The sequence below is a fragment of the Marivirga sericea genome (assembly GCF_900177665.1).
GTDB lineage: Bacteria > Bacteroidota > Bacteroidia > Cytophagales > Cyclobacteriaceae > Marivirga > Marivirga sericea.
This window is the reverse complement of sequence record NZ_FXAW01000008.1, coordinates 55,894-81,132: the sequence shown is the minus strand read 5'-3', so window position 1 is coordinate 81,132 and position 25,239 is coordinate 55,894. Positions and strand designations below refer to the sequence as shown.

The 25,239-nt window shown below is 36.5% G+C and carries 26 protein-coding genes; 9 read left to right on the top strand and 17 right to left on the bottom strand.

What is annotated here, in order from left to right; all coding sequences use genetic code 11:
• Positions 1 to 128: 128 nt before the first annotated feature.
• From aroF to B9Y84_RS16970, 9 genes are all read right to left on the bottom strand, one after another.
• A complete protein-coding gene (gene aroF, locus B9Y84_RS17010) occupies positions 129 to 1,142 on the bottom strand; it encodes a 3-deoxy-7-phosphoheptulonate synthase (RefSeq protein ID WP_085518598.1) in 1,014 nt (337 codons plus the stop codon).
• Positions 1,143 to 1,288: 146 nt separating this feature from the next.
• Positions 1,289 to 2,083, bottom strand: a complete 795-nt coding sequence (gene trpA / locus B9Y84_RS17005; RefSeq protein WP_085518597.1) for a tryptophan synthase subunit alpha — start codon at positions 2,081 to 2,083, stop codon at positions 1,289 to 1,291.
• Between the two features lie 99 nt (positions 2,084 to 2,182).
• Entirely contained in the window at positions 2,183 to 3,364 is a 1,182-nt protein-coding gene (trpB, locus tag B9Y84_RS17000; protein ID WP_085518739.1) for a tryptophan synthase subunit beta, read from the bottom strand.
• A gap of 185 nt (positions 3,365 to 3,549) precedes the next feature.
• The gene (locus B9Y84_RS16995; protein WP_085518596.1) at positions 3,550 to 4,194 is read right to left on the bottom strand and encodes a phosphoribosylanthranilate isomerase; all 645 of its coding nucleotides are present in this window, start codon (positions 4,192 to 4,194) and stop codon (positions 3,550 to 3,552) included.
• Between the two features lie 31 nt (positions 4,195 to 4,225).
• On the bottom strand, positions 4,226 to 5,041 hold the full coding sequence (trpC, locus tag B9Y84_RS16990; RefSeq protein ID WP_085518595.1) for an indole-3-glycerol phosphate synthase TrpC: 816 nt from the start codon (positions 5,039 to 5,041) through the stop codon (positions 4,226 to 4,228).
• 40 nt (positions 5,042 to 5,081) lie between these two features.
• Entirely contained in the window at positions 5,082 to 6,071 is a 990-nt protein-coding gene (trpD, locus tag B9Y84_RS16985; protein WP_085518594.1) for an anthranilate phosphoribosyltransferase, read from the bottom strand.
• Between the two features lie 269 nt (positions 6,072 to 6,340).
• Entirely contained in the window at positions 6,341 to 6,943 is a 603-nt protein-coding gene (locus B9Y84_RS16980; protein ID WP_085518593.1) for an anthranilate synthase component II, read from the bottom strand.
• A gap of 9 nt (positions 6,944 to 6,952) precedes the next feature.
• Entirely contained in the window at positions 6,953 to 8,362 is a 1,410-nt protein-coding gene (locus tag B9Y84_RS16975; protein ID WP_085518592.1) for an anthranilate synthase component I family protein, read from the bottom strand.
• 412 nt (positions 8,363 to 8,774) lie between these two features.
• Positions 8,775 to 8,999: a 30S ribosomal protein THX gene (locus tag B9Y84_RS16970; protein ID WP_085518591.1), complete on the bottom strand. Its 225-nt coding sequence runs from the start codon at positions 8,997 to 8,999 to the stop codon at positions 8,775 to 8,777.
• Positions 9,000 to 9,137: 138 nt separating this feature from the next.
• On the opposite strand from B9Y84_RS16970, the gene B9Y84_RS16965 reads away from it, so the two are divergent.
• The 6 genes from B9Y84_RS16965 (at position 9,138) to B9Y84_RS16940 (ending at position 15,720) form a co-directional block, all read left to right on the top strand.
• Positions 9,138 to 10,109: a calcium/sodium antiporter gene (locus B9Y84_RS16965; RefSeq protein ID WP_176223824.1), complete on the top strand. Its 972-nt coding sequence runs from the start codon at positions 9,138 to 9,140 to the stop codon at positions 10,107 to 10,109.
• Between the two features lie 120 nt (positions 10,110 to 10,229).
• On the top strand, positions 10,230 to 10,928 hold the full coding sequence (locus tag B9Y84_RS16960; protein WP_085518590.1) for a C39 family peptidase: 699 nt from the start codon (positions 10,230 to 10,232) through the stop codon (positions 10,926 to 10,928).
• Positions 10,925 to 12,388 carry a RimK family protein gene (locus B9Y84_RS16955; protein WP_085518589.1) on the top strand — a complete coding sequence of 488 codons (1,464 nt, stop codon included), beginning with the start codon at positions 10,925 to 10,927 and terminating at the stop codon, positions 12,386 to 12,388. Before B9Y84_RS16960 ends, B9Y84_RS16955 begins: the two co-directional genes overlap by 4 nt.
• Positions 12,389 to 12,592: 204 nt before the next feature.
• Complete coding sequence (locus tag B9Y84_RS16950; RefSeq protein WP_085518588.1) at positions 12,593 to 13,831, top strand: carboxylate-amine ligase; 1,239 nt, start codon at positions 12,593 to 12,595, stop codon at positions 13,829 to 13,831.
• Positions 13,828 to 14,535: an N-formylglutamate amidohydrolase gene (locus tag B9Y84_RS16945; RefSeq protein ID WP_085518587.1), complete on the top strand. Its 708-nt coding sequence runs from the start codon at positions 13,828 to 13,830 to the stop codon at positions 14,533 to 14,535. The genes B9Y84_RS16950 and B9Y84_RS16945 overlap by 4 nt, the downstream gene beginning before the upstream one ends.
• A gap of 303 nt (positions 14,536 to 14,838) precedes the next feature.
• Positions 14,839 to 15,720 (top strand): alpha/beta hydrolase family protein, encoded by an 882-nt coding sequence (locus tag B9Y84_RS16940; protein ID WP_085518586.1) that lies wholly within the window; start codon positions 14,839 to 14,841, stop codon positions 15,718 to 15,720.
• A gap of 31 nt (positions 15,721 to 15,751) precedes the next feature.
• On the opposite strand, the gene B9Y84_RS16935 is transcribed toward B9Y84_RS16940, so the two are convergent.
• On the bottom strand, positions 15,752 to 16,693 hold the full coding sequence (locus B9Y84_RS16935) for an alpha/beta hydrolase (protein ID WP_139828078.1): 942 nt from the start codon (positions 16,691 to 16,693) through the stop codon (positions 15,752 to 15,754).
• Positions 16,694 to 16,816: 123 nt separating this feature from the next.
• Between B9Y84_RS16935 and B9Y84_RS16930 the strand changes: the two genes are divergently transcribed.
• Entirely contained in the window at positions 16,817 to 17,086 is a 270-nt protein-coding gene (locus B9Y84_RS16930; RefSeq protein ID WP_139828077.1) for a hypothetical protein, read from the top strand.
• 55 nt (positions 17,087 to 17,141) lie between these two features.
• Positions 17,142 to 17,405 carry a hypothetical protein gene (locus B9Y84_RS16925; RefSeq protein WP_085518583.1) on the top strand — a complete coding sequence of 88 codons (264 nt, stop codon included), beginning with the start codon at positions 17,142 to 17,144 and terminating at the stop codon, positions 17,403 to 17,405.
• 64 nt (positions 17,406 to 17,469) lie between these two features.
• Here B9Y84_RS16925 and B9Y84_RS16920 read toward each other — a convergent pair whose 3' ends face one another.
• The 5 genes from B9Y84_RS16920 to B9Y84_RS16900 all read right to left on the bottom strand — a co-directional run bounded on the left by B9Y84_RS16920 (position 17,470) and on the right by B9Y84_RS16900 (position 23,133).
• Entirely contained in the window at positions 17,470 to 18,084 is a 615-nt protein-coding gene (locus tag B9Y84_RS16920; protein ID WP_085518582.1) for a hypothetical protein, read from the bottom strand.
• 132 nt (positions 18,085 to 18,216) lie between these two features.
• Positions 18,217 to 18,489 (bottom strand): hypothetical protein, encoded by a 273-nt coding sequence (locus B9Y84_RS16915; RefSeq protein ID WP_085518581.1) that lies wholly within the window; start codon positions 18,487 to 18,489, stop codon positions 18,217 to 18,219.
• 536 nt (positions 18,490 to 19,025) lie between these two features.
• Positions 19,026 to 19,445 carry a response regulator gene (locus B9Y84_RS16910; RefSeq protein ID WP_085518580.1) on the bottom strand — a complete coding sequence of 140 codons (420 nt, stop codon included), beginning with the start codon at positions 19,443 to 19,445 and terminating at the stop codon, positions 19,026 to 19,028.
• Positions 19,446 to 19,448: 3 nt separating this feature from the next.
• Positions 19,449 to 21,248 (bottom strand): sensor histidine kinase, encoded by a 1,800-nt coding sequence (locus B9Y84_RS16905; protein WP_085518579.1) that lies wholly within the window; start codon positions 21,246 to 21,248, stop codon positions 19,449 to 19,451.
• Positions 21,249 to 21,666: 418 nt separating this feature from the next.
• Positions 21,667 to 23,133 (bottom strand): alpha/beta hydrolase family protein, encoded by a 1,467-nt coding sequence (locus tag B9Y84_RS16900; protein ID WP_085518578.1) that lies wholly within the window; start codon positions 23,131 to 23,133, stop codon positions 21,667 to 21,669.
• Between the two features lie 229 nt (positions 23,134 to 23,362).
• On the opposite strand from B9Y84_RS16900, the gene B9Y84_RS20660 reads away from it, so the two are divergent.
• Complete coding sequence (locus tag B9Y84_RS20660; RefSeq protein ID WP_176223823.1) at positions 23,363 to 23,521, top strand: hypothetical protein; 159 nt, start codon at positions 23,363 to 23,365, stop codon at positions 23,519 to 23,521.
• Here B9Y84_RS20660 and B9Y84_RS16895 read toward each other — a convergent pair.
• Complete coding sequence (locus B9Y84_RS16895) at positions 23,514 to 24,590, bottom strand: alpha/beta hydrolase family protein (protein ID WP_085518577.1); 1,077 nt, start codon at positions 24,588 to 24,590, stop codon at positions 23,514 to 23,516. The two genes, B9Y84_RS20660 and B9Y84_RS16895, sit on opposite strands and share 8 nt — an antisense overlap.
• Entirely contained in the window at positions 24,587 to 25,237 is a 651-nt protein-coding gene (locus B9Y84_RS16890) for an SdpI family protein (protein WP_085518576.1), read from the bottom strand. The genes B9Y84_RS16895 and B9Y84_RS16890 overlap by 4 nt, the downstream gene beginning before the upstream one ends.
• Positions 25,238 to 25,239 lie beyond the last annotated feature (2 nt).

Here is a 25,239-nt window from a genome sequence, read left to right as displayed (position 1 = left end):
AGATTTTATTGCAAAACACCGTTACAGAAAAACTTAAAATTATATAATTAGTTTACAAATACCTAATTGAAAACCGAAGAACTTCTTCCGTCTCCCATTACATATAGGAAGCAAAATGTAATTCAGGATTAATTCAACTCCCCTCTCAGCTCATACGCTTTCTTCATTTTATTAATCATAGCTGCACTTTCTTCAAAATATAATGATTGCTGTCCGTCACTCATCGCTTTTTCAGGATTTGGATGCAGTTCAAATATTACTCCATCAGCACCCGCCATGATCCCTGCCAAAGCTATAGGTTCAACATGTTTTCTTATGCCAATTCCGTGAGAGGGATCCACCACCACTGGTAAATGTGAACGATCTTTCAACACCGGGATAGCATTAATATCCAATGTATTGCGTGTCATATTTTCGAACGTTCTAATTCCTCTTTCGCAAAGAATTAAATCTTCGTTCCCGCCACTGAAAACATATTCCGCTGAATACAACAATTCCTCTATGGTACCACTTACTCCTCTTTTAATCATTACGGGCTTATCAACCTTACCTAATTCATCCAATAAATTGAAATTTTGAGTGTTTCGGGCACCAACCTGATAAATGTCAATGAAATCATACATTTCCTCTACCTGAGAAACCTGCATGACCTCCGTGATAATTTTGATACCAGCAGCTTTGGCTTTGTCATGCCACATTTTTAAGCCTTCCATACCCAAACCACGGAAAGAATAGGGTGAGCTTCGAGGCTTATAAACTCCTCCTCGCATAATCTTGACATTATTTTCGACCAAATGTGCAATGACTGCATCCACTTGTTCTTCGTTTTCAATGCTGCACGGCCCTGCCATAATATTGAAATGATTCTGAGAAATAATATCTCCATCACGCAGTTTGATCTCTGCAGGATTTACTTTCCATTTTTTGGAAACCAATTGGTAATTATCTGATACCACATGCACATCTTTTACGCCTGAAAGATGTCCGATTTCACGTATGTCAACATCACCTTTTTCCAAGGCCACTAAGTAAAAGCCTTTTTGGGTTTGCACTTCGCTCACTGATTTGGTGAACTTTCCCAAAGAGGAGATCAGATCTTCTTTTTGGATGTTGTTTATGTTTTTTTCTAATTGTAAAATCATATTTTAGATTTTTAGAGTCTAGAATCTAGAGTCAAGACTTTTGGTGCTGTTCCTAGATTTTAGATTGTTTATATTTTTTAATCGTTATAAGTTTTAGGTTATAAGTGCACGTTTCAGATACTGACACCCCCCCGCCAGTTGGCGGGTTAGGGAGCCTTCTTTGGGCTAGGAGGCTTTATCTTTCCAATAAACCTCTCCACACTTCTTTCTAAATCATTCTCATCCAAAGCCTTTATAAAGGCACTTCCAATGATGCCTCCATCTGCATATTGATTGACCATACTGAGCGCTTCATGATCACTAATTCCGAATCCCACCATTCTTGGGGTTTTTAGATTCATCTTTTGGATCCGTTTCAGATAGTCCAATCGCTCCGGACTATCTCCCCAACTGCCCCCTGTGGTGCTTGAACTACTCACCATATAAATAAAGCCCCCTTCTTGCGCATCAACTTCTCGAATTCGTTCTTCGGACGTTTTCGGAGTAATTAGAAATACGTTTTTCAATTTGTACTTTTCAAAAATAGGCTTAAACTGTAATTTAAATTCATGCATCGGCATATCAGGCAATATCAAACCATCTATCCCTACCTCCGCACATCTCTTACAGAATTTTTCAGTTCCGTATTTTAAAACATTATTACAATAACCCATGATAAATACCGGCTTATCCGTAAGTTTTCTTAAATCGGCTAATTGCTCAAATAGTTTGTCCAAATTCATTCCATTGGCCAAGGCCTTCATACTACTTTGCTGGATAGTCGGTCCGTCTGCCAAGGGATCTGAATAAGGCATTCCTATTTCGATAATATCTACATCAGCTTTATCTAAAGCTTTTAAGATGATGGTAGTGTCTTCCAATTTAGGATGGCCTGCCGTGAAATAAATGGTCAGCTTTTCTCTATCCTTTTCCTGGAATATCTGTTCAATTCTATTTGTCATTTCTTTTTAGAATCTAGAGTCTAGAACCTAGAATCAAGACCATGACAGATACGTCATCCTCAATTCCAAATTCGTAATTAAAAAATTCATAATTCGTAATTAATAATTGCCAAAGTTAATATAAGTCTGCAAGTCTTTATCTCCCCTTCCAGAAAGATTAATGACCACTATATCATCTTTCTTAAACTCAAACTGATCTAATGCGGCCAAAGCATGAGCGGTTTCCACTGCTGGAATAATTCCTTCCAATTTGCTCAGCTCCACTCCTGCATCCATGGCTTCTTTATCAGTCACATATTTAAAAATACCTCTTTTGCTTGCATATAGATGTGCATGTAGGGGTCCAATCCCAGGATAATCTAATCCAGCACTGATTGAATAGGGCTCTGTTACTTGTCCATCTTCTGATTGCATGAGCAATGTTTTAAAGCCATGCAACACTCCTGAACTTCCTCTGGCAGTAGTAGCCGCTGTTTCACCACTATCCAAACCATGTCCTGCTGCTTCTACAGCAACCAATTTCACCTTTTCATTATTTAAGTAATGGTAAAAAGCTCCTGCAGCATTGCTACCCCCTCCTACACAAGCCACTACATAATCTGGCGCGTTAGTCCCTTCTTGTTCCTGCAATTGCGCCATCATCTCTTCGCTGATAACAGACTGAAAACGCGTCACCATATCTGGGAAAGGATGCGGTCCCACTACCGAACCTATAATATAATGTGTATCATCAGGATTATTGATCCAAAAGCGCATAGCTTCATTGGTGGCGTCTTTCAAGGTTTTGGAACCAGAAGTAGCGGGAATTACCTCGGCTCCTAAAATCCGCATGCGTTCTACATTTGGTTTTTGCCTTTCCATATCTTTCACTCCCATAAAAACTTTGCAAGGCAAGTCCAATAAAGCACAAGCAGTAGCAGTTGCCACGCCATGCTGACCTGCTCCCGTTTCCGCTATGATTTTCTTTTTACCTAATCGCTTAGCCAATAAAGCTTGCCCAATAGCATTATTAATTTTATGCGCTCCGGTGTGATTCAAATCCTCACGTTTTAAATAAATTTTAGCGCCATGCTTCGCTGAAAGTCTCTTTGCTAGATATAAAGGAGTTGGTCGACCAACATAATCTTTCAGCAAAGCTTTAAATTCCTCTTGGAACTCGGGATCGGCTGAGATTTTTAAATAATTATTTTTCAGTTCTTCAATATTCGGATGCAAAAGCTCAGGAATATAAGCTCCTCCAAACTCTCCGTAATATCCGTTTTCATCTATTTTAATTTCCATTTCTTTAGTATTGACTAGTGTGTATCTAGTATCTAGTACAGAGATATTCACCGTATATTTCTAATTATTTCTCTTTTTATTAGTAAGTAACAGGTTTTAAGTTTAAGTCTCAATCACCTGTCTTCTATTTGCTCACTTCCAACATTTTCTCGCCATTTCGGTGCGACCTAAATGTAATTTAGCACTCACCCATTCCCCCTTTGGGGGTTAGGGGGCTTTAATAATTCTTTAACTTTCTCCAAATCTTTCAATCCCGGGGCCGTTTCCAACTTGCTATTGAAATCTAGAGCGTAAAGGTTTTTGAAACTTAGACTGTTTACCAACTCTACATCCTTTACTTCTAAACCTCCACTAAGGAAAAACGGCTTTTTTATTTTACTTTTTTCCAATACTTCCCAATTGAATTTGATGCCATTTCCTCCTGGTGATTTTCCCTTCGTATCGAATAAGAAATAATCAGCCTCAGCATATTTACTTAAAACCTTAGCATCAAAATCATCATCTACTGAAAACACTTTAATCACTTCTAAACCTTCTTCTTTTAATGCTACCACTGTTTCTGGAGGTTCCGTACCGTGTAACTGGACTACATTAAAAAATCCTTCATCTGCATAAGCTAAGATCTTTTCAACGCTCTCATTCACAAAAACCCCCACTGTTTCAGTCTCTCCAAAATTAAGTTTGATGAGCTCTTTCATTTGTGCTTTGGAGACATAACGAGAAGATTTTTCAAATAAAATAAACCCTAAATAATCAGGCTCTAACCCCAATATTTGCTTGACATTTTCCACATCCCGCATTCCACAGATTTTAATTTTATGCTTTTGCATGGTATTGAAGGTTTTGATTTTAAGATTTATACTATTTTACAAATTCTTTGCTTGCTAATGCACTTTTTATTTGTTGAGAAAACCGTTGACAGGCTTTGGCAGGCTGACTACTTTTCATAAAGGTAGTACCAATCAAAAAGCCTTGAAAGCCTATTTCTTTCATTTTAACTACATCTTCTGGAGTTTTTAGGCCACTTTCTGCAACTTTTACAATTCCTTCTGGAACCTGATCAACTAAAGAAGCCAAGAGATTTAAATCCGTTTCAAAGCTCTTTAAATCTCGGCTATTAATTCCTACCAAATCAGCATAATTTCCCAAATGGCTGTCTAATTCCTCCTGACTATGCACCTCTAACAAAACCTCCATACCTAACTCATGAGCAAGTGCAGCCAAATCCTGACATAAAGTTCTATCAATCATGGCTGCAATTAGCAATATAGCATCCGCCCCATGGGCTTTGGCTTCATATACCTGGTAGGGATCCAACATGAAATCTTTTCGAAGAATCGGACAGTAATTAAACTTTCGAGCAATTTCAAGATCTTTTAAGCTGCCACCGAAAGAGGGTTCATCTGTTAAAACTGATAAGGCACTTGCTCCACTTTGCATATAGCCGATGGAAACTTCCTCTACTGAAATATGCTGATTAATCGATCCCTCAGAAGGAGATTTCCTTTTAATCTCAGCTATGATTCCTGTTTTGCTGGCATCAGTAATGTATGATTTCAAACTAACAGGCTTTGATTTATAATATAGCTTTTGCTTCAAAAATTCCACTGGAAAGAGCTTTTGACGTTCTGCTACTTCTGCCTTTTTATATTCTGCTATTTGTTGTAATATGTTCATTTTCCTTAGATTTTAGATTCTAGAGTCTAGAATCTAGATTTTATTTATTAATCAATTTTTTAAATACTTCATTAGCTTTTCCGGATTCAATGGCATCTTTGGCTGCTTCGCCTGCTTCGATTAAAGAGCTATATTTTCCAGCTGCTTGTAGAGCTAAGGCACTGTTGGCATAAACCACTGAATTTTGAGCCTTTGTTCCTTCACCTTTTAAAATGTTTGTAAATATTTTAGCTGCTTCTTCTATTGTTTCCCCACCGTAAATCTCTTCTGCTTTGATTTGTTCCAATCCAAAATCAGCTGGCTTCAAAATCTTCTCTCCGTTCGATGAAAATATTTTTGTTTCTCCAGTAAGTGAACATTCATCATATCCTTCTAAGTCATAAACTACACTATAACGAGTATCCGTTTCTTGAAATAAGTACGAATATATTCTTGCTAATTCATGACTAAAAACTCCTGCCATTTGTTTTTTAGGAACTGCAGGGTTTACTAATGGTCCTAACATATTGAAGAACGTTTTTACTCCTAATTCTTTTCGAATTGGCCCCACAAAACGCATCGCCGGATGAAATTTAGGAGCATGCAAGAAGCAAATTCCACTTTCATCTAATTGTCGCTCTAAGGCTGATTGTTCATTTGTAAATTCATATCCAAAATGTTCCAATAAATTAGAACTTCCACATTTTGAAGAAACTCCGTAATTACCATGTTTTACTACATTTTGGTCGCATGCAGCTACCACAAATGCTGACATGGTGCTGATATTAAAGGTGTTTTTACCATCACCACCTGTACCGCAAAGATCCATACCGTCATATGCCGATAAATCAAGAGGTACACGTAATTCCATCAAGCCATCACGAAAACCGCTTAATTCCTCCACCGTCACAGGTCGAATCATAAAAAGCGTCATAAAAGCTGCTAATTCAGAATTATTAAATTCCCCTTGGCCAATTCTTAAGAAAATTGCTTTGGCTTCCTCCTTGGTTAAGGTATTGTACTGTGATAATCTATTTATAAGTTCTTTCATTTTTAATTTAGATTTTTAGATCCTAGAATCTAGATATTAGACTATTCTTTAATCTCAGATATCTCTATTCTATTTTCATTTGTTTTTATCTTATATCTAGCTATTTCAATTATTTTTCTGTTCTCACATCTTCCTTCATCCATCACCCCTTATCCTTCTGCCCTCTTCCAACTTCCATTTTCCAACTATTTAATTCAATCATATTTTCAGTTTAAAGCTAACCCCGGTCTGACCTTCGGTACTGACCTAATCATCCATCACCCCACAGCCTACACCCAACTTCCCTCTTCCAACTTCCTACTTCCATCTCTCTCTATCCAATTTCTCAAAATCCTGCTACCTTCCGGTGTCATCACCGACTCAGGATGAAACTGCAATCCGCACACATCATACTCCTTGTGGCAAGCCGCCATGATCTGACCGTCTTCAGAACGTGCTAATATTTTTAATTCTGTCGGAAAATCTTCATCAGCTACTACCCAAGAATGATATCTTCCGATGCTAATATTTTGATCAACTCCCTCAAAGAGATAATGAGAATCCAACTTTACTTCACTTTGAATTCCGTGCAAAACAGGATTTATGTTTAAAAGTTTACCTCCAAAAGCTTGCCCAATGGCTTGATGGCCTAAACAAATTCCCAGTATAGGTTTTTTAGAAGCATAACGTTTTATTAAGTCTAGCATAATACCTGCATTTTCAGGAACACTCGGTCCGGGTGAGAGGAGGATTTTATCGTAAATAGCCACCTCTTCGACCGAAATCTTATCATTTCTGATAACATCTATTTCAACTCCTAAATTTTGTTGTCTGATGACCTCCACCAAATTGTATGTAAAGGAATCATAATTATCGAGTAATAATATCTTCATTTCCTTCTCTTATTTTTGATGTTGATCAAATAGATTTTCTGCTTTATCCATGGCTTTCCTTAAAGCAAAAAGTTTATTGTGCACTTCTTGCAATTCGCTTTGCGGGTTAGATAAAGCAACTATTCCTGCCCCTGCTCTATAATTGAGCTTATTACCTTTGCTAATGAATGACCGAATCACAATAGCATGATTCAAATTTCCATTCAACCCTATTAAACCCACTGCACCACCATATAAACCTCTTCCTGTTGGTTCGTATTTATTGATCAATTCCAATGCTTTATATTTTGGGGCACCACTCAAAGTTCCTGCTGGAAAGGTATCAGCCAATAGTTTCACCGCTGATTTTTCGGGAACATCAGCCGTCACTTTACTCACCAAATGAATAACATGAGAATAGAACTGTATTTCTTTATAAACATCGACTTTCACATTACTTCCATGCTTAGACAAGTCATTTCTACCCAAATCCACCAGCATCGTATGCTCGGCATTTTCCTTTTCGTCCTTCAATAGTTCTTCAGCTAATTTTGCATCTGCACCATCATCCCCACTTCTTCTGTAGGTTCCTGCAATGGGGTTTACAAAGGCTTTATTCCCCTTTACGCCTACTTGTGCTTCAGGTGACGAACCGAATAGCTTATAATCTCCATAATCAAAATAGAACAAATAAGGAGAAGGATTAAGAGAACGTAAAGCACGATAAACGGTAAATTCATCTCCTTTAAATTCCTGGGAAAAAGCTCTAGAAAGGACCATTTGAAAAACATCTCCTAATTGCGCGTGGGCAATACCTTTATTAATGATTTCCAAAAATTCTTCATCATTCATATTACTGCTTTCCTCTCCTACTTTTTTGAACTGGAATTGTGGAACTGAGCGATTTAAAATAACTTGTACCAGATCATCTAAATCAAAATCGTAGGTTTTTCCGAGTTTATGTTCAAATACATGGAGCTCGTCCTTAAAATGATCAAAAACCAATACAAAACGATAAAAGTGATAGCGTAGAAACGGAATGTCTTCTTCTACTTTGTCAAAATCGATATCCTCGAAATATTGCACACCATCAAAGCCGGTTGCCCCGAAAAATCCACTTTCTTCAAATTCCTCTCCTTTTAAGATATCCTCCGCTTCAAACTGATTAATGAAGTCTTGAAGTTTGTTGGGAAGTGATAACTTATCTTTCAATTCCTCCATCTTTTCCACCCCTTCAATTTCGGTGTAAAATAAATTCTTGGTGGCCTTTACTTCCGATATTGACTGCACTCCTATATATGAAAAGCTATTCCTTCTAGTATGATAATCAGAGCTTTCCATCAAAAAAGTATGAGGAAACTGATCTCTCAATCGTAGGTAAAGAGCTACCGGAGTAAATGAATCTGCTGGAAGCGTAATGTGTGATTTCTTTATTTTCATCTGTTATTAGTTTTGGCATTAAAACCTTTTGGGTTTTAATAAATCTATTGATTAAAATTTCTCCTTTCCAAACTCAAATTGTCAAAACTAAACCTGACAGGTTTAGTTAGAAATTAGTGCATAAAAAAAGGCTTACCGGATGTCCGGTAAGCCTTTTTTTGTTCGCAATTAAGCATGGCATATCCCTTCATCCAGTTTCAGATGTTTTCTTGTGCCACCACCATGCGTTATTTAATTTATTTATCATTTTTTAATACATTTTGACCAAAAAAAAACCTCACTTGACAGCGAGGTTTTGAATATTGTATATACCAATGCTGTCCTCTAAATATTAGAAGGCCACCACCAGATGATATTTGTATTTCGCTTTTGCATTTGCACAAATGTAAACGGCAATTTCAAATAAGCAAAATTATTTATCAGCTTTTTCAGTTTTTTTCTTTGCTGTTGTTTTTTTAGCTGTTGCAGCTTTAGTAGCTGTACTTGCTTTTTTAGCAGGTGCCTCCTTTTTCTCAGCCTTAGGTTTTGCATCTTTTGCTATCGAATTATCAGAAGAGGCATTTGGTCTTGGCCTCGTATTTCCGAAACTTCCCATCCAGATTTTACCTTTTTTCGTTTTTTTATCTCCTTTTCCCATAATATTACATTTTTATTAAATTTTATTTTCAGAATCTAAAATAAGAATAATTACACTATTTTGATAAATTTTCAAACCTCCTGTTTCCCATTAGCAATACTTATGCTAACTTGATGAGCCAACATACAATATTACAATTTGGAACTATTTCTAGATACGGTATTCATCATATTAGGATTTGTACTTTTAATAAAAGGCGCTGATTTCATGGTTAGCGGAGCTTCCTCCTTTGCCAAAAAATTCAATGTTTCAGAAATTGCAATTGGTTTAACAATAGTGGCCATGGGCACCTCTGCGCCTGAATTAGTGGTTAATCTAGTATCAAGTTCGCAAGGTCTAGATGATGTCGTTTTTGGTAATTTAATTGGTAGTAATATTTTTAATCTTTTCCTTATTTTAGGAATTGCTGGTGCTATCCGACCATTAATTGTTCAATCTGAAACAGTTTGGAAAGAAATTCCCTTTAGTATGGGGCTAGTCATCGTCTTATTCATTTTAGTAAATGATACTTTTTTCCTTGGAGGCGATCGTAATAGTTCTGGAATAATAGATGGAATAATCCTGTTGCTACTCTTTGTCACGTTTATCTTCTATGTATTTTATAATGTAAAACACAACAACCACACCTTGGATCTGCCTGATGAAACACCAATTCATAGTCATTGGGTAACATTGCTAATGATCTTAGGAGGGCTCACCGGTTTAGTGATTGGGGGCAAATTGGTGGTTGATAATGCAGTCGATATTGCTAGAAGCTTTGATTTAAGTGAGAAGTTAATCGGTTTAACGATAATAGCGGCAGGTACTTCATTGCCGGAATTAGCCACCAGCGCAGTTGCTGCTTATCGTAATAGAGCAGATATTGCCATTGGCAATGTCATCGGCTCCAACATCTTTAATTTGACTTTTATATTAGGAATCAATTCAATCGTAAAACCCTTGAATTTCAATACACAAATGAATTTCGATTTTTATGTATTAATCGGAGGATCCATTTTGTTATTTATCTTCATGTTCACGCTGAAAAGCAAAAAACTCGACCGCTGGGAAGCGATACTTTTTCTAGCAATCTTCATAGCATATATCAGCTATATTTTCATAAGGAAATAGAAAGTGTTAATCACTGATAATCAAGACAATATAATTTATTTTAAAAACTGGAAAAAATATCTAATCAAAAGAAACTAATCCTAGAATCTAGCGTTATCGAGTTACTTTTTAATACATAAATTGAAAAATAACATACTCCAACTGGATATATCCAGACAACCCACTGACAGCACTTGTGGCCCTACAAGTTTACATGCTGTTTATCAATATTTTAACGAAAACATCAGCTTAGAAAAAGTAATCGACTCTATCGAATATCTGGAAGAGGGGGGAACTTTGGCCGTAATGCTTGGCATAGATGCTTTGAAGAGAGGATTCAAAGCTGAAATCGTAACTTTCAATCTGAAGATTTTTGATCCAAGTTGGTTTCAAGATGACAACATCAACTTAGTTGGAAAATTAAAAGAACAACTAAAGTATAAAAAAGCCCCAAAGTTTAAACAGGCTTCTTTAGCTTATATCCAATTTTTAGAAAATGGGGGGACAATCACCTACAAAACACTAAATAAAGATCTATTATATTCCTACTTAATTCAGGACATCCCTATTTTAACAGGCTTGAGTGCTACTTATCTTTACAATGAAAAAAGAGAGTATGGGGACCCCATTTTATATGATGATATTAAGGGTCAACCTTCTGGTCATTTCGTGGTATTGAGTGGAATTAATTACGAAAATAAAAGTGTGCAAGTAGCAGATCCTCTGCATGGAAATCCGTTTGATTCACAGTTGTATTCAGTAAATATTGACCATTTAATTTGCGCTATTCTGTTAGGGGTAATTACTTATGACGCCAACCTATTGATTATAAACAAATGAAGATTATTATAACCGTCACTAGCCTAAAAGATTGGGATTTTGACATTAAAGACATAGAAGTTGTCACTGGTAAGCAATACCTGACAAACCCTATTTATTCAAATTTAAAAAATGCACGAGTATTTAATCTTTGTAGAGATTATAAATATCAAAATACGGGCTATTATGTTTCCTTGTTGGCGGCTGCTAGAAAGCATAAAGCTATACCGAGTATTGAAACTATTCAGGAAATGAAATCAGCCCCTGTTGTGAAAATTTTATCTACCGAATTGGATTCATTAATCCAGAAGTCATTAAAAGATATAAAATCTGAAAAATTTACGCTGAGCATATATTTCGGTAAAAATCTTTCCAAGAAATATGATGCTTTGAGCTTGCAGTTATTTAACCTGTTTCAATCTCCATTTATCCGCGCTCAATTCACCATGAGAGACGGTAAATGGACCATTCAAAATATTACACCTATAGCTTCTGGCGACATTCCTCAAGACCATGGGGCATTTGTAGAAGAGGCAACCAAAAAATATTTTGAAGCTAAGAAATTCACAGTTCCAGAGCGAACTTCCTCTGCCTATTCTATGGCTATATTATGGGACCCAAAGGAGAAAACTGCACCAAGTTCAGAAAAGACATTACAAAAATTCATCAAAGCTGCTAATCAGAAAGGAATTCAGGCCAACTTAATCACTAAGGACGATTACAGTACGCTTTCTTCCTATGATGCCTTATTCATCAGGGAAACAACAGCTGTAAATCATCATACTTTCCGCTTTGCACAGCGTGCCAAAGCCGAAGGTTTGGTGGTGGTTGATGATCCGGAAAGTATCATTAAATGTAGCAATAAAGTATATTTAGCCGAATTGCTAAAGATGCACCAAATTGATGCACCCGAAACACTGATCATCCATAAGGAAAATATTCAACTAGCCCCTGATATTTTGGGCTTTCCTATCATTCTGAAACAACCTGATAGCGCATTCAGTCAGGGTGTGAGCAAAGCTGAAAATATGGAAGAATTTAAAAAGAAAGTAGCGGATTTGTTAGAGAAATCAGACTTGATCGTTGGGCAACAATTTTTGCAAACCGATTTCGATTGGCGAGTAGGTGTTTTTAATGGAGAAGCGATTTATGCTTGCAAATATTATATGAGCAAAGAACATTGGCAAATCGTCAATTGGAATAAAAACGGGCAGTACGGAAAGGTGGAAACCATGCCGGTGGAATTAGCACCACCTGCTTTGATTAAAACTGCTGAAAAATTATCCAAACTTATAGGTGAAAGTCTTTACGGAGTGGACATAAAGCAAAAAGGCAATAAATTTTTTGTCATTGAAATCAATGATAATCCCAATATCGATACGGGCGTGGAAGATGCTGTATTGAAAGAAAAGCTATACAGTAAAATGATGGATGTGTTCTTGAATCGCATTCAAAAATCTAAGCAAATAAGTATTAATTAAGGCGAACTACTTAAATATCAGCAGCAAATACCGCCATTGCGAGGGAGAAACGACCGAAGCAATCTATAGCTAGACACTATCTGCTAAATTAGATTGCTTAGATGCGCTCGCAATGACGCACTGATTTACTTGGGTGCGTTATCCAACTAAACTTGGAAAAGTACCTTTTATAAAACATAGAATAAACAAATTATATAAAATAAAATGGGCGCAATAAATCCAACCAAAACCTATTCCCTTTTCGAATGTATCGGCATTGAGCTGGAATACATGATTGTAAACCGTAAAACGCTAATGCCTGCTCCTATTTCTGATCAACTCATTTTAAAGAAAATCGGCCACATTACCGATGAACTAGACAATGGAAACATCAGCTGGTCCAATGAGTTGGTTTTGCATGTCTTGGAACTGAAAACCACCGTACCTATGCCTGGTGTAGAGGGTTTATCTCAAGATTTTCATGACAATATTAAAGAAATCAATGAGATTTTAGCGGAAATGGATTGTCAGTTAATGCCAACTGCAATGCACCCGCTCTTCAACCCAATGACAGATGTAAAGCTTTGGCCCCACGAGCGAAATGAAATATATAGCAGATATAATCAAATATTTGACTGCAAAGGCCATGGCTGGGGAAATTTGCAGAGTATGCATATTAATCTTCCCTTCGCAAACGATGAAGAGTTTTATGTACTCCATGAAGCGATTAGACTCATTATGCCTTTAATTCCGGCCTTATCTGCTTCTTCTCCTATTTTCGATGGACAAAAATCTGAAGTATTAGATAATCGCTTGGCATTCTATGAACAAAACCAAAAGAGAGTTCCATCCATTACAGGAAAGGTGATTCCAGAATCTGTACAAAATAAAGCAGATTATGAGGGGAAGATATTAAATAAAATATATCGTGACATTGCTCCATTTGATAAGGATAGCAGCTTACAAGAAGAATGGTTAAATTCAAGAGGTGCCATCGCTCGTTTTGACAGAAATGCGATTGAAATTCGTATTATAGATTTACAAGAGTGTCCTGCTGCAGATATTGCATTAGCAGAATTTGTGGTGCAAGCTTTGAAATTCATCATTCCTGCTGTAAAAAAATCCGATCCGATTGACGAGTATGAACTCTATGATATTTACCGATTAGCACTGGAAAAAGGTGGGCGAAATATCATTTCGAATGAAGAATATCTTCGAATCTTCGATTTAGATCAGGAGGAAAAGGTAACCATTGAAAAAATCTGGAAGCACATTTTAAAACATGTTTATATATCAGAAGAGAAAGAAGCAATCATCAATTACATTTTAGAAAATGGAAACCTATCTCAAAGGATATTAGCAAATCTAAAAGAACAAAAATGGTCTGCAGAAAATATTAAGAAGGAATATCAACTTTTGGTAAATTGCTTAACCGAAAATAAGCTTTATAAGCTAAGAACATGACAAAGTTTATATTCTCTTGCGAGCATGGTGGCTATGAAATCCCCGAGCTTTATGGATCCTATTTTAAAGGAAAAGAGGAAATTCTGAAAAGTCACAGAGGTTGGGATAGAGGTGCTTTAGAGATTGGGAAATATATAAGCCGAAGAGCTGATGATAAACTCATTTCTAATTCCATTAGCCGGCTATTGATTGAATGCAATCGCACTTTAGGACATGAAGAACTATTCTCTGAATTTTCTACAATTATGTCTAAAGCAGTCAAAGAGAGCCTAATTGAAGAATATTATCTGCCTTACAGAAATCAAATTGAACGAAAAATAGAACAGCATTTACATCATAATCATCAAGTTATTCATATCTCTTTCCATAGTTTTACGCCTGTGTTAAATGGAGAAGTTCGTAAAACAGAAATCGGGATCTTATTTGACCCTGCCAATAAGTTAGAGCAAGAATTTGCCGAAGCCTGGAAAGCTAGTATAGATGAAAAAATGGATACTTGGAGAGTAAAATTTAATTACCCATACAAAGGAACCGATGATGGTTTGACCACTTATTTCAGAGGAAAATATAAAGAAAATTATGCCGGCTTAGAATTGGAGGTCAATACCAAATTGCTGGATTGCTACCCCATGCACCAAATCAGTAACTGGGTCTTCCCACCTATTTCTTTTCACAAAGGGAAAAAGGAAAACAAGAAAGTCTAAGACTTTTAGGTTATTCACGCAAAGTCGCTATGACGCAACGACCTCGTAACCTAAAGAAATATCTAATAGCCAATTATACAAAAAACATATTTTCCTTTGTGAAAACTTTGCGTCTTCGCGTCTTTGCAAGAGTTTTTTATAGCTTTTGGCTATCCTTTTGTTTTCTTTTGCCTCTTTTGCGGTAAATATAAAGCTTTAGCTTTCTCTTCGTGTCCTTTGTGACAGTCTTAGAGTAACTTAGTGGTTATAAAAAAATCTTGCGTTTTATTATGCATGCCTACTACTTTTTGTATAATTTCAGGCATGCAATCAGAAAGTTTATTTATTGAAAAGGAAAATTACCAGCTTCACCTCAAACGATTTTATACCAAAGAGAATGCTCCTACAGTATTTTTAGTCCACGGCAGCATAGAAGACGGCAAAATATTCTATTCCAAATCTGGGAAGGGATTTGCGCCCTTCTTAGCTGAAAATGGATATGATGTATTTGTAGCCGATCTCAGAGGAAGGGGTAAAAGCAAGCCACATCCAAGTCGAGACAACAACTTTGGAATGGCATCTGCCTTTGAAGAAGATATTCCGGATTTCATCGCAAAAATCAAATACATTGCAGGTAAAGAACCCGATCATTGGGTTTCCCATAGTTGGGGAGGCGTGCACTTACTGGCCTACTTAGCAAAGAATGAAGCGCCTACTTTGAAATCAATGGCCTTTTTTGGTAGCAAAAGAGACATTAGAGTCCGCAACCTTAAAAAGTTTTTAATAGTAGATTTATTATGGTTTGGCTACTGCACTTTCCTAGCTAAAACTAAAGGCTATTTACCCGCCAGAAAATATAAAATAGGCAGTGCCGATGAAGCCAAAGATTATTTTCTAGAAGTGAACAAATGGGTGCGCTCCCGAGACTGGAAAGACCTTAGAGATGGTTTTGATTATGCAGCGGCTCTACGAAGTAAAAACCTACCTCCTATTTTGTCCATAACAGGTGCCAATGACAAGCAAATCGGCCATCCTGTTGACTGCAGGCGTTTACTAAGAGAAATAGGGGATCAAGATAACTTTAGCTTCAAAGTAATTGGTAAAAAACAAGGCTATAAACATGACTATGACCACATTAATTTACTAACCCATAAAGATGCAAAGGATGATCATTTTCAGGAGGTTTTGGGGTGGTTGAAAAATTGAGGTTAGAAAAACTTAATTACTTAAACATAAACTAACTCCTCAGAATCCAGTCTAACAAATCATCCTGATTAACGATAGACCAACTATGAGGATGGCGATCACCATTTGCTCTGTATCCTTTTAGTTGCGAAGGAATGTACTCGGTATTTTCAAAGCCTCTGAGCTTTAGCAACTCGTACAATTTCTGAATTTGGTAAGCATTGGTTTGCTCAAAATCTGCTTGTCTATTTTCTTTCCACCAACTCGAATCAGGCTCTGTATAAAGTCTCAGTTTGACATTTTTCAATTGACTCAGATTTGATATATTACTCGTTTGCAGGGTTACAACGGAATGCTTTTCATAAACTTCCAGACTAGTTTCTGGACTTCCTAAACTAGACCCAAACTTTTGGAGCAGCCACTTACTCTCTTCCATTGCAACTACTGAAAAATCTCGCTTAACATTTCTTTCAGCATTTTGATACAAAGCTACTAAATCAACTGGTGAATCGATTAAGAAAACGCCATTCGCATTCCTCTCGTTTTCATTATTTGCAGCTAAATGATTCCCTAACAGTAATGCTACATTACCACCACTAGAAAACCCACCGATATATACATTACTGGTAGGCAGCTGATGTCTTTTCAGTGCTTGCTCCATTTGAAGAGCTAAGGCTTCAATTTCATTTTCTGACAGCCAAATTTTTTGATTGAAATTAGAGTATAATATTGCAACGCCTCTATTCATTGCCTTATCCATAATATCAAACTCTCTCTTGATATCGCTTGCCCTTTCAGGATAGCCGCCAAATAAAATCAAAACTGCTTGAACATCTTTGTTAGGAATAGCTAAATTATACCCCTCTTCTACAATTTGCTGATATTGTTGTTCCGTGCGGCTTCTATTTTGACATGAAATACTAAGTATAAATAGACCTAGAAAAAGAAAGTTACGCAAAGTCATTTCGAAAGATATTAATTTATTTCTAATCATTGAATTTTGAATAATCCCATTATCGGTAGACAGGCGTAGCTAGAATGAGTCATCATTTATTCTTGCTTAAAGCAAACCCAACATTTAACAATTCCGTTATCCTTTTCTAAATTATATTCGATTGTGAGGCATCTAATCTTTTTCCTGGCTTTCATCATGTTGGTTCCTTTCGGTTACCATCAGCAGGAAGCCTTTGAAAAAAATGAAACTGAAAAAATAGAGGAATTTAGTCACTCGCAAAGAATTTCTTCCAAAGAAGTAACAAAGAGCATTGGTAGGTCAACAAAAATCTTCTTCCAGCCCTCTGATTTTCACTTTCATTCTGATGAGTTCTTTCAATCATTTAGATTAGTTCAAAAAATATATTTACTGCAAAGAAACCTACTGATTTGAGACTCTAAAGTGTCAACTATCTTATTTCAAAAGTTACATTTTAAAGTTTTTACCAATGAGTAGATTATTCCCTAAAATGGTGGATAAGCTGAACAGGATAGATCAGCTCATCCGCATGAAAGCAACCGGTCAACCACATGAGTTGGCAAGTAGATTAGATATTTCACCAAGTACGCTTTATGAATATATTGAAATCATGAGAAGTGTATTATTAGCCCCTATAAGATATTGTCATATCAAGAGATCTTATGTATACGAGAAGGATGGAAAACTGCAGATCGGTTTCAAAAACCAGCAGCAATTAAACAGGATCGGCTAATCATAAATGAAAGTGGCAAGTGCTAATTGATTAACACTTGCCACTTCTTTTCAAATCAACTTTTCTATTTGAAAAGACCAATTTTTAGGCCGATGTAAGCCGTAAGTCCTGAAATGTCGGACTGATTAAAATTCCTGTAGTCCATTTCTCCTATAAACCTATACCCTCCGCCTAAGTTGAAGCGCACATTTTTATGCAAATTTACTTCCAAAAGAGCTGAGGGTTCAATTTGCAAAAAATTAGCCTCACCCAATCCTGCATCACCATTTTCATTATCCATTTGGACTTCTCCATAACCCGCGTAAAATGGAAAACTTAAATGGAAAACTTTCTTGGATAAAAGCGTATATTCTGCAAAAGCTCCCACTGTCCAATAATCCATATAAACGTTTGCTATTGTCTCACTTTCAGGATTGATTTCATTTAAAGCCGTACTAAAATAAGCTCCAAAAGAGATCTCATCTTTAAGGCTTATGCCAGCTCGAACATTCAATAAGGAGGTAGTACTTCCATCCATCTGAGTAAGACCAACAGTAGGTACAATAAAAAAACCAATAGTTTCCGTATTGATTGAATTACTATCCAATAAGGTATTTACCTCTTCGCTCTCTTGTGCATACAGCTTCTTGTTCAGAAATATGCATGCTGCTGCTAAAATCAATAAAAAGGTGTTTTTCATTTTTCGTTTTATTTAGGTTAATTAATTATTATTTATGCTGGTTTACTGGAATTTCTAAATTTTTATCTTACCTATTTTCTTAGGTGGCTTCCCAATAAAATAACTGTTAGGCTTACTTCTAAAGTCGATGTCCTAAAAGTTGGATTTTGGTAGGTTTTTTTGATGAGTTTGAATACTAGTTTTGATAATAATACTTACGCTATTGGGATAAAAAAGCCTAATCTGCTTAGCTGCATATTTTACTTGAAGATATTTTGCCCTACCCATTGCCTCCTTAGAATTAGGATAAACAGTAAACCCTAATCTGTCCTTTTTACTTTTGGCATCCACGCAAAAAATTGCAATATAATTATCCGGCTTTGGATTCGATTCACTCACTAGCCAAACTTGATCGTTCTTAATCATCTTTTTAAACCATAAATCATGAACTATTTATTCTATGAAGTGATGAAATTAAACTGATAATGAAATGGCCTCATTGCCCTCAAGGCTTAGAACCCCCTTCTTCACTCACAACTTCTTCTTGTGTTATACTTCATGATGCAATAATAGGATCGGACACTCTTATTTTACCGGAGTGATAATAAAATCAGAAATTTTAATTAGTAAACCATCTAAAGCCGCTAAAAGAACCGGATTATCTAAGCACAGCCTGTGCGACTACGAAAACTAAAGCCTTTTCAATAGTGAGAGAGATCAAGAGATTTCTGGCAATAATTACAGGAATTAGGACGAAAGCCTAAATGAAAAATTTAAGTTGATCATGCAAGGGAAAGAGATAGGCTTTACACGGGCCGAATTTAAACGACTAGTCGACAGAAGGTTTAGGAAAAAACTATAAGTAGCAAATAAAGTGGAAGTACTGGAAACTAAAATTGAAGAACTAGAGAGCAAGCTTGATCGTCTTAAACCAAAAATTTTAGTAAATTTTAGACAGTACCTTACAAATATTCAGGATAGAATTCATTCAATATTTCATCAATCATAGCTTCATCCAACGGCTTTGTTTTGAATCCGTTCACGTTCGATTCTCCTTCTGCCCTCTTCCTATCAGCAGGATTGAGAGATGTTGTCAACATAAAAAGTACGATTTTCCCTTTTGCCTGAGGGGGTAATTTCTTGTATTTTTGAAGAAATTGCCAACCATCCAATACTGGCATATTAATATCCAAGAAGATCAAATCAGGTTGAGGATAATTATGATCATCTAACCTTGCTGTCAAAAAATTAATAGCTTCTTCCCCATTTTCCCTGACGATGATTTTTTCCGAAATGTCAGCTTCTTCTAGTATTGATTTATGTAAAAAGTTTGTTGCCTCATCATCATCAATGAGCAATATACAGTTCAGTTTTTTTTTCATATATTAAAAAACAGGTATTGTAAAATAAATTGAAGTTCCTTCAGCGGGCCCTGACTCTGCCCAAATACTACCTCCATGCAAATGAATTATTTTTTCGCAATGAGCCAGCCCAATTCCCGTACCCTTAAAAGCACGTTTGTTATGTAATTGTTTAAATAAACCAAAAATCGAAGACAAATGATCTTTATCTATCCCAAGGCCATTGTCTTGAACGCAAAATTCATAGGATTCTTTCTTTTTACGGGCAAAAACTGAAATTTCAAGTTCTCTATCGGGTGACCTGAATTTGATGGAATTTTGTAAAAGATTCTGAAAAACCAGTCGCAATTCCGTCTTATAGGCTTTTAAACTTGGTAAATCCCTACAGGTTATCGTGGCATCCTTTGATTCGATAAGGGTTTGAATATCCTCTTTAACTATTCCTAGTAATGCTGCAGTATCCACCATTTCGGGTTCTTTATCTAAACCGATAAGCGAATAGTCCAATAATCCCTTAACCATAGTGCTCATTCTTACTGCAGAATCTGATATAAAATCTACAATTTTTGCATCTTCTCCGAGTTCCTCTGCTCCATAGCGCTTTTTTAGAAGGGCACTCATGCTTTTCATAGTCCTTAAAGGCTCTTGTAAATCATGTGATGCCAGATAAGTAAACTGTTCTACTTCCTTATTTCTTAACTTTAAATTCTTGTATTGATTCGATAGAATTGTTTTCTGTGTAATATCTTGTTTTATGCTAATATAGCGTTCAATTTCTCCTTTCGTATTCCGTAGAGGCACTATCACTGTATGCACCCAATAAAAATCACCAGATTTCTTTTTGTTTTTCAGTCCCCCCACCCATACATTACCCGCTTTTATGGTATTCCACATGCTCTTAAAGAATGAATCACCATGATGACCTGAATTCACTATTTCTAATGTTTTACCAATCACCTCGTCCTTTGTGTAGCCTGAAATCTCCTCAAACTTTTTATTTACGTAGATCACTGCTCCTTCTACATCAGTGATCGTTACGATAGAACTTTCATCTAATGCTGCTTTGTATTGAAAAAGCTCTTGATTTGATGCTCGTAATTCTTCCTCTAGCTTTACGCGCTCCTGATCAGATATATTGAGTTTCTGGAAAATAAAGGAAAAATAGAAAATGCTGATAGCGGCAAAGCAGACCGTATATAAAGTTACTCCATAGGCTGTGGCCAACACACCCGAATTTAAGAAATAAAGTAGTGCCGCACTTAAAATTACTGGTAAGCCCACAACAAAAGGCAACAAACTCCTTGCTTGTTTATTTCCAACATATTTACCGGTAAGGAATCCTACATAACTATGATCTGGATGTTTGAGCGAGATAGCTAAAGAGGCTAAAAAAAATAGTATGGCAGTATGCAATGCCATTGAATTAAAAATCAATACATAATTATCTGTTACAAATTGTAATAGATAAGTTGAAAAAACTAGGAGTGAAATAATGGCAACCAGCGTCACCAAATAATTAAGAAATTTCAAATCATGGGTTGTCTTAACTCCTCTTAATACTTTGGTTGTCGATAACAACAGAAAACATAAGGCAGTAGCTCGCGACATTCGACCAGGATATGTACTCGTAATTGTATCTTCAAAGAATAGGTTATCAATCCCAAAATTGAAAGAAAAAATATATTGGAAGAGCGTTAAAAAACTGATAATAAATACTATTCCAGATATTAGTACGGCAAACGTATGAAGATATTTATTTTGGTGGCCGACCAAGGCTATAGCCAGCCCTATAAAAAGAAAAAGCAAAGCCGTATTAAACTTCATAGTAGGTGCTTTGGGAATAAGGCTTAGAATAGATTCAATTCCAATTAGCCAAGCTAGAAGCACAGAAGAGCTTACCAATAATACAGTACATATACTGGCTGATTTAAGCCACGGTTTACTTATCGATATACTCAAGATCTTGATATTTTGGTGAAATTGTTTTCCAAAATATGAATTATCTGTTTAAAATTTCAACTATTTATCGAACTTTTTAATTATTACCAAAATTCACTTACTGGAGCTATAAAATGAAATTTTATTTAAACATGCTTTTATGCAGATTTATATCTTAAATAAAATTTAATTTTTTCGTAAATCAACTGCCTTTCCGAGGTCAAAATGTTCAAAAACACTAAAAAATCAGACCCCAGAGGCACCTCTTAACCTTAGTGCCTCCCGGAATCTGACTAGTCAATAACTACTTAATGGAATCCCCCTTGTAAATTTTCATCTCTAATAAATCGAACTGCTCTCCTACACTTTGAGTATTTACTTGATCAGCCTCAAGTAGATGCTGATCGAAAAAAGCACCCACTAATTTAGTCACAATTTCCAGCCCCACGTAAGGATCAATATTGCCAGTTCCCGCCAAAGCACTGACTGGAACCATGAAAGGAATATCCATGAAGTTAGGGTGCCCAGAATTTAACAATTTTGTCTCATAAAAATAGTCAGTACTTTTATTAATATAAACATGCGAGTTGATATCCTCATGATCGGCTGGCCAATCTGCAGAAATGTAGAGATAAGGAATTTGATAAGTCGTATCGATCATCTCACCCCATTGAATACCATCTAAATTAGCAGCAGCTTTTATTCTTGGGTCTTGTATGGCCAACCTTCCTATTGCCCCTCCTCCTACTGAATGCCCAAAAGCACCAATTTTATTCAAATTAAGTCTATTGGCAAAAGCACCTTTTGCATTCCATTCCTCCAATAAATTCAATACTGATTTCATATCGTTCGCCCATCGTGCCTGAATATCTTTTTCGAAATAATTTCGAATGGCAGGAGCCGCTATCTGATGTCTCTTTTCATAAGTTATGTCATCTTTAAAGGCTTTCCTCATAGGATCCATAAGTTCGGCATTCCATTCAGAAATCTTTTGCTGATAATCATAGTCAAAGAATTTCTGGCTACCGTCAGGGAAGCTGGCGCCTAGACTTTCGTAGGTATGATTCATATTGACGATAATATAGCCTTGACTTGCCAGCTCAGTAAGCAGTGCATAATAGCCTGTCGCTTTTGAACCATAACCATGTGAAAAAAGCAAAACCGGGAAGCTGCCCACTGCGACTGGGATATCTGGATAAACGAAGGTTTTGACATGCTCCAAATAGTTCAATGCAGTAGCCGGTAAGCCGTACTTAGTTGCGAAACCAGCTCTACCGCTTGGGTCAAGATAGCTTTCTCCCTTTAAATCATCGGTATCAGTGTTACTTGGATACCAAATTTTACATAGAAATTCCCGATTATCATCTGGCTTTTCAGTGATTTCCTCTGGACGATCGGTTTTTACATGAATTATTTTGCTACCTACCTCATAACTCCCTCTTGGTTCTGGCAGATCAAAAACAGGTAAAACCATAGGCAACACCCAAGCTAGTATGGCTAAAAGAGAGAAAATAAAATAGCCACTGACCCGTAGAAAATTCAAACGAGGGGGTTGTGAAATATCTACTGCTTTTATTCTCCACCCTACTATTAGCAGCAAGAAATAGGCAGGAAACATTTGCCAACGTGCTCCTTCCACTAGTAAATGCAGAAGAAATAAAACGCCCAGGAAAATTAAAATATAGTGGGATCGAAATTGTAATAGCATTTTCCTTTTGACGAAAGGAAGCACAGTGACCACCACTAGCAAAATGATTTCAAAAGTTCTCATAAGATTCTGAATTTGATTGTAATAATTTTATTACAAAGCTAGAGACAAGCACTATTTAACACAATGTAGAGTACCTACACAAAATGGTTATCTATCGACTTAAAATGTTAATAAAAAAATCTTGGCTACTTGGAGGTGGATTTTAGCTAAAGAAAGCTCTTACAAACAGATGGAATTAGTGCGAGGCAATAGAAATATGGAAATCCGTAGTGTCTTACAATTCTGAATAATGAATTTTAAGATCAATACTGTCCTAAATTCAGCTTTTGGATCAACCTTCTATGTAAAAATCAGGACAATGCAAAGAACGCCTTATGCTTCGAAACTCGCTCGAGAAGGCGGGAACAGGAGATACAATGACTATGCTTCTGCTCACACTATTACTTAGTTCTTTCCTCAATCCAATCGGTAATGATTTCCAGTGCTACTGGTGAAAAAGTCTGTTGAATTGTAGCGTATTCATTTGGCAAACCCGTTTCACTTTCCTGAAATAAATGGTTCAGCTTTTCCAGTACCTGAGTTTGAATATCTTCATTGCCTCCGGCGATTAGTGCTTTTTCAATCGCCTGTAAATTTTCCTCTGCTGGTACTTGCACATCATTCGAGCCATTTATTGCCAACACAGGGCAATCTACTTTTTGAAGGACTGGAGCGGGATCAAATTTGATAAAATCTACAAACCATGGCCACGACATTTGTTCTGCTATGGTTTTCACTTGTTGTTCAGGAATCATCCCAGCGAATTTGGTGGTAAAGTATTCATTTAACTGTTTCTGCAGCTCTTCTTTCTTCCCATCCGAATTTAATATGATGTCATAGGCTCCTTTCATATTTGTTTGGGCTTGTGCTACTGATACTTCTGGCACTCCCATTTTTCGCTCAATCATCGCTTTTTGTAAGAGCATCAACTGGTCTCCCCTAATCCCTGAACCCGCCAACAAGACGATAAATGCAATATCTTCTCTTTCACTAGCCACAATAGGCGCTATATTCCCACCTAAGCTATGACCTATCAGTCCGATTTGATTGCTTTGAATCTTTTTGTATGTTTTAAGAAAATCTAGGGCACTTTTAGTATCCTTTACAAAATGACTCATTGCACTTTTATTATAATCACCTTCAGATTCTCCAGCCCCTCTATCGTCTACCCGCAAGACAGCTATACCCATTTTCGTAAGATGATCCGCTATTACTAAAAATGGCTTATGATTCATCAGTTCAGAATTTCTGTCTTGTGGGCCGCTCCCACTAATCAGAATTACAGCTGGAAAATCAGATCCCTTTTGAGGATAAGTCAAAGTGCCCGCCAGTGAGATTCCGTCAATCGTATTTTGAAACACTACTTCTTCTACTTCATAGCTGTAGGGTGCTTTTGGTTCTTGTTGCCTAATGGCCTGAGCATTCACTTGAAAGCTTAGAACAAAAGTTGCTAGTATATATGACCATCTCGTTGTCATGATAGTTGATTTTTAAGCTTTCGAAATTTTAAATAAGAATAGATCACCGGTACAAGACTGATGATGATCGTGATGGACATAAAAACAATAAAGTTCATTTGCTTTTCGAAGATAAGACAGGACAACACCACCAATATACCCCCTACAAACCACATCTTGCCCGCAAGCTTATGAGTGGCTTTCCATACTTCTTCGTTCTCCAGAGTCCAGGGAGTTCTAATTCCTATAAAGTAATTGGCTTTTAGCGTTTTAAAGTAATTCCCAAGTATGAAGTAAAGCAGGCCTATCCCCAACAGGATGTAGTTCGGGTTCGTGACAGATTCATTATTTGCCGAATAAATAATGAATAGTGCAAGGATAGAAACAAAGGTGGTCACCAGAAATCGAATACTATCATACTTCCCTCCCATACGTTGTAGCTTATTTTTAGGATCGATTTTAGGCACAATTAACAATAAGAAATAGACCAGAACAGGCAGTAATAAAATAAGGAGAACCAGTTCTGTTTTATCACCATATCGGTTAACTTCCCCTTGCAAATTCCAGTGCATGGGTACTCTATTAGGCAAATCATTCCATACAAACGCTAGATAAGCAAGCGGTAATAATACAATCGCAATTAATGGTAGTTCTTTTTTAAGCTTCATAG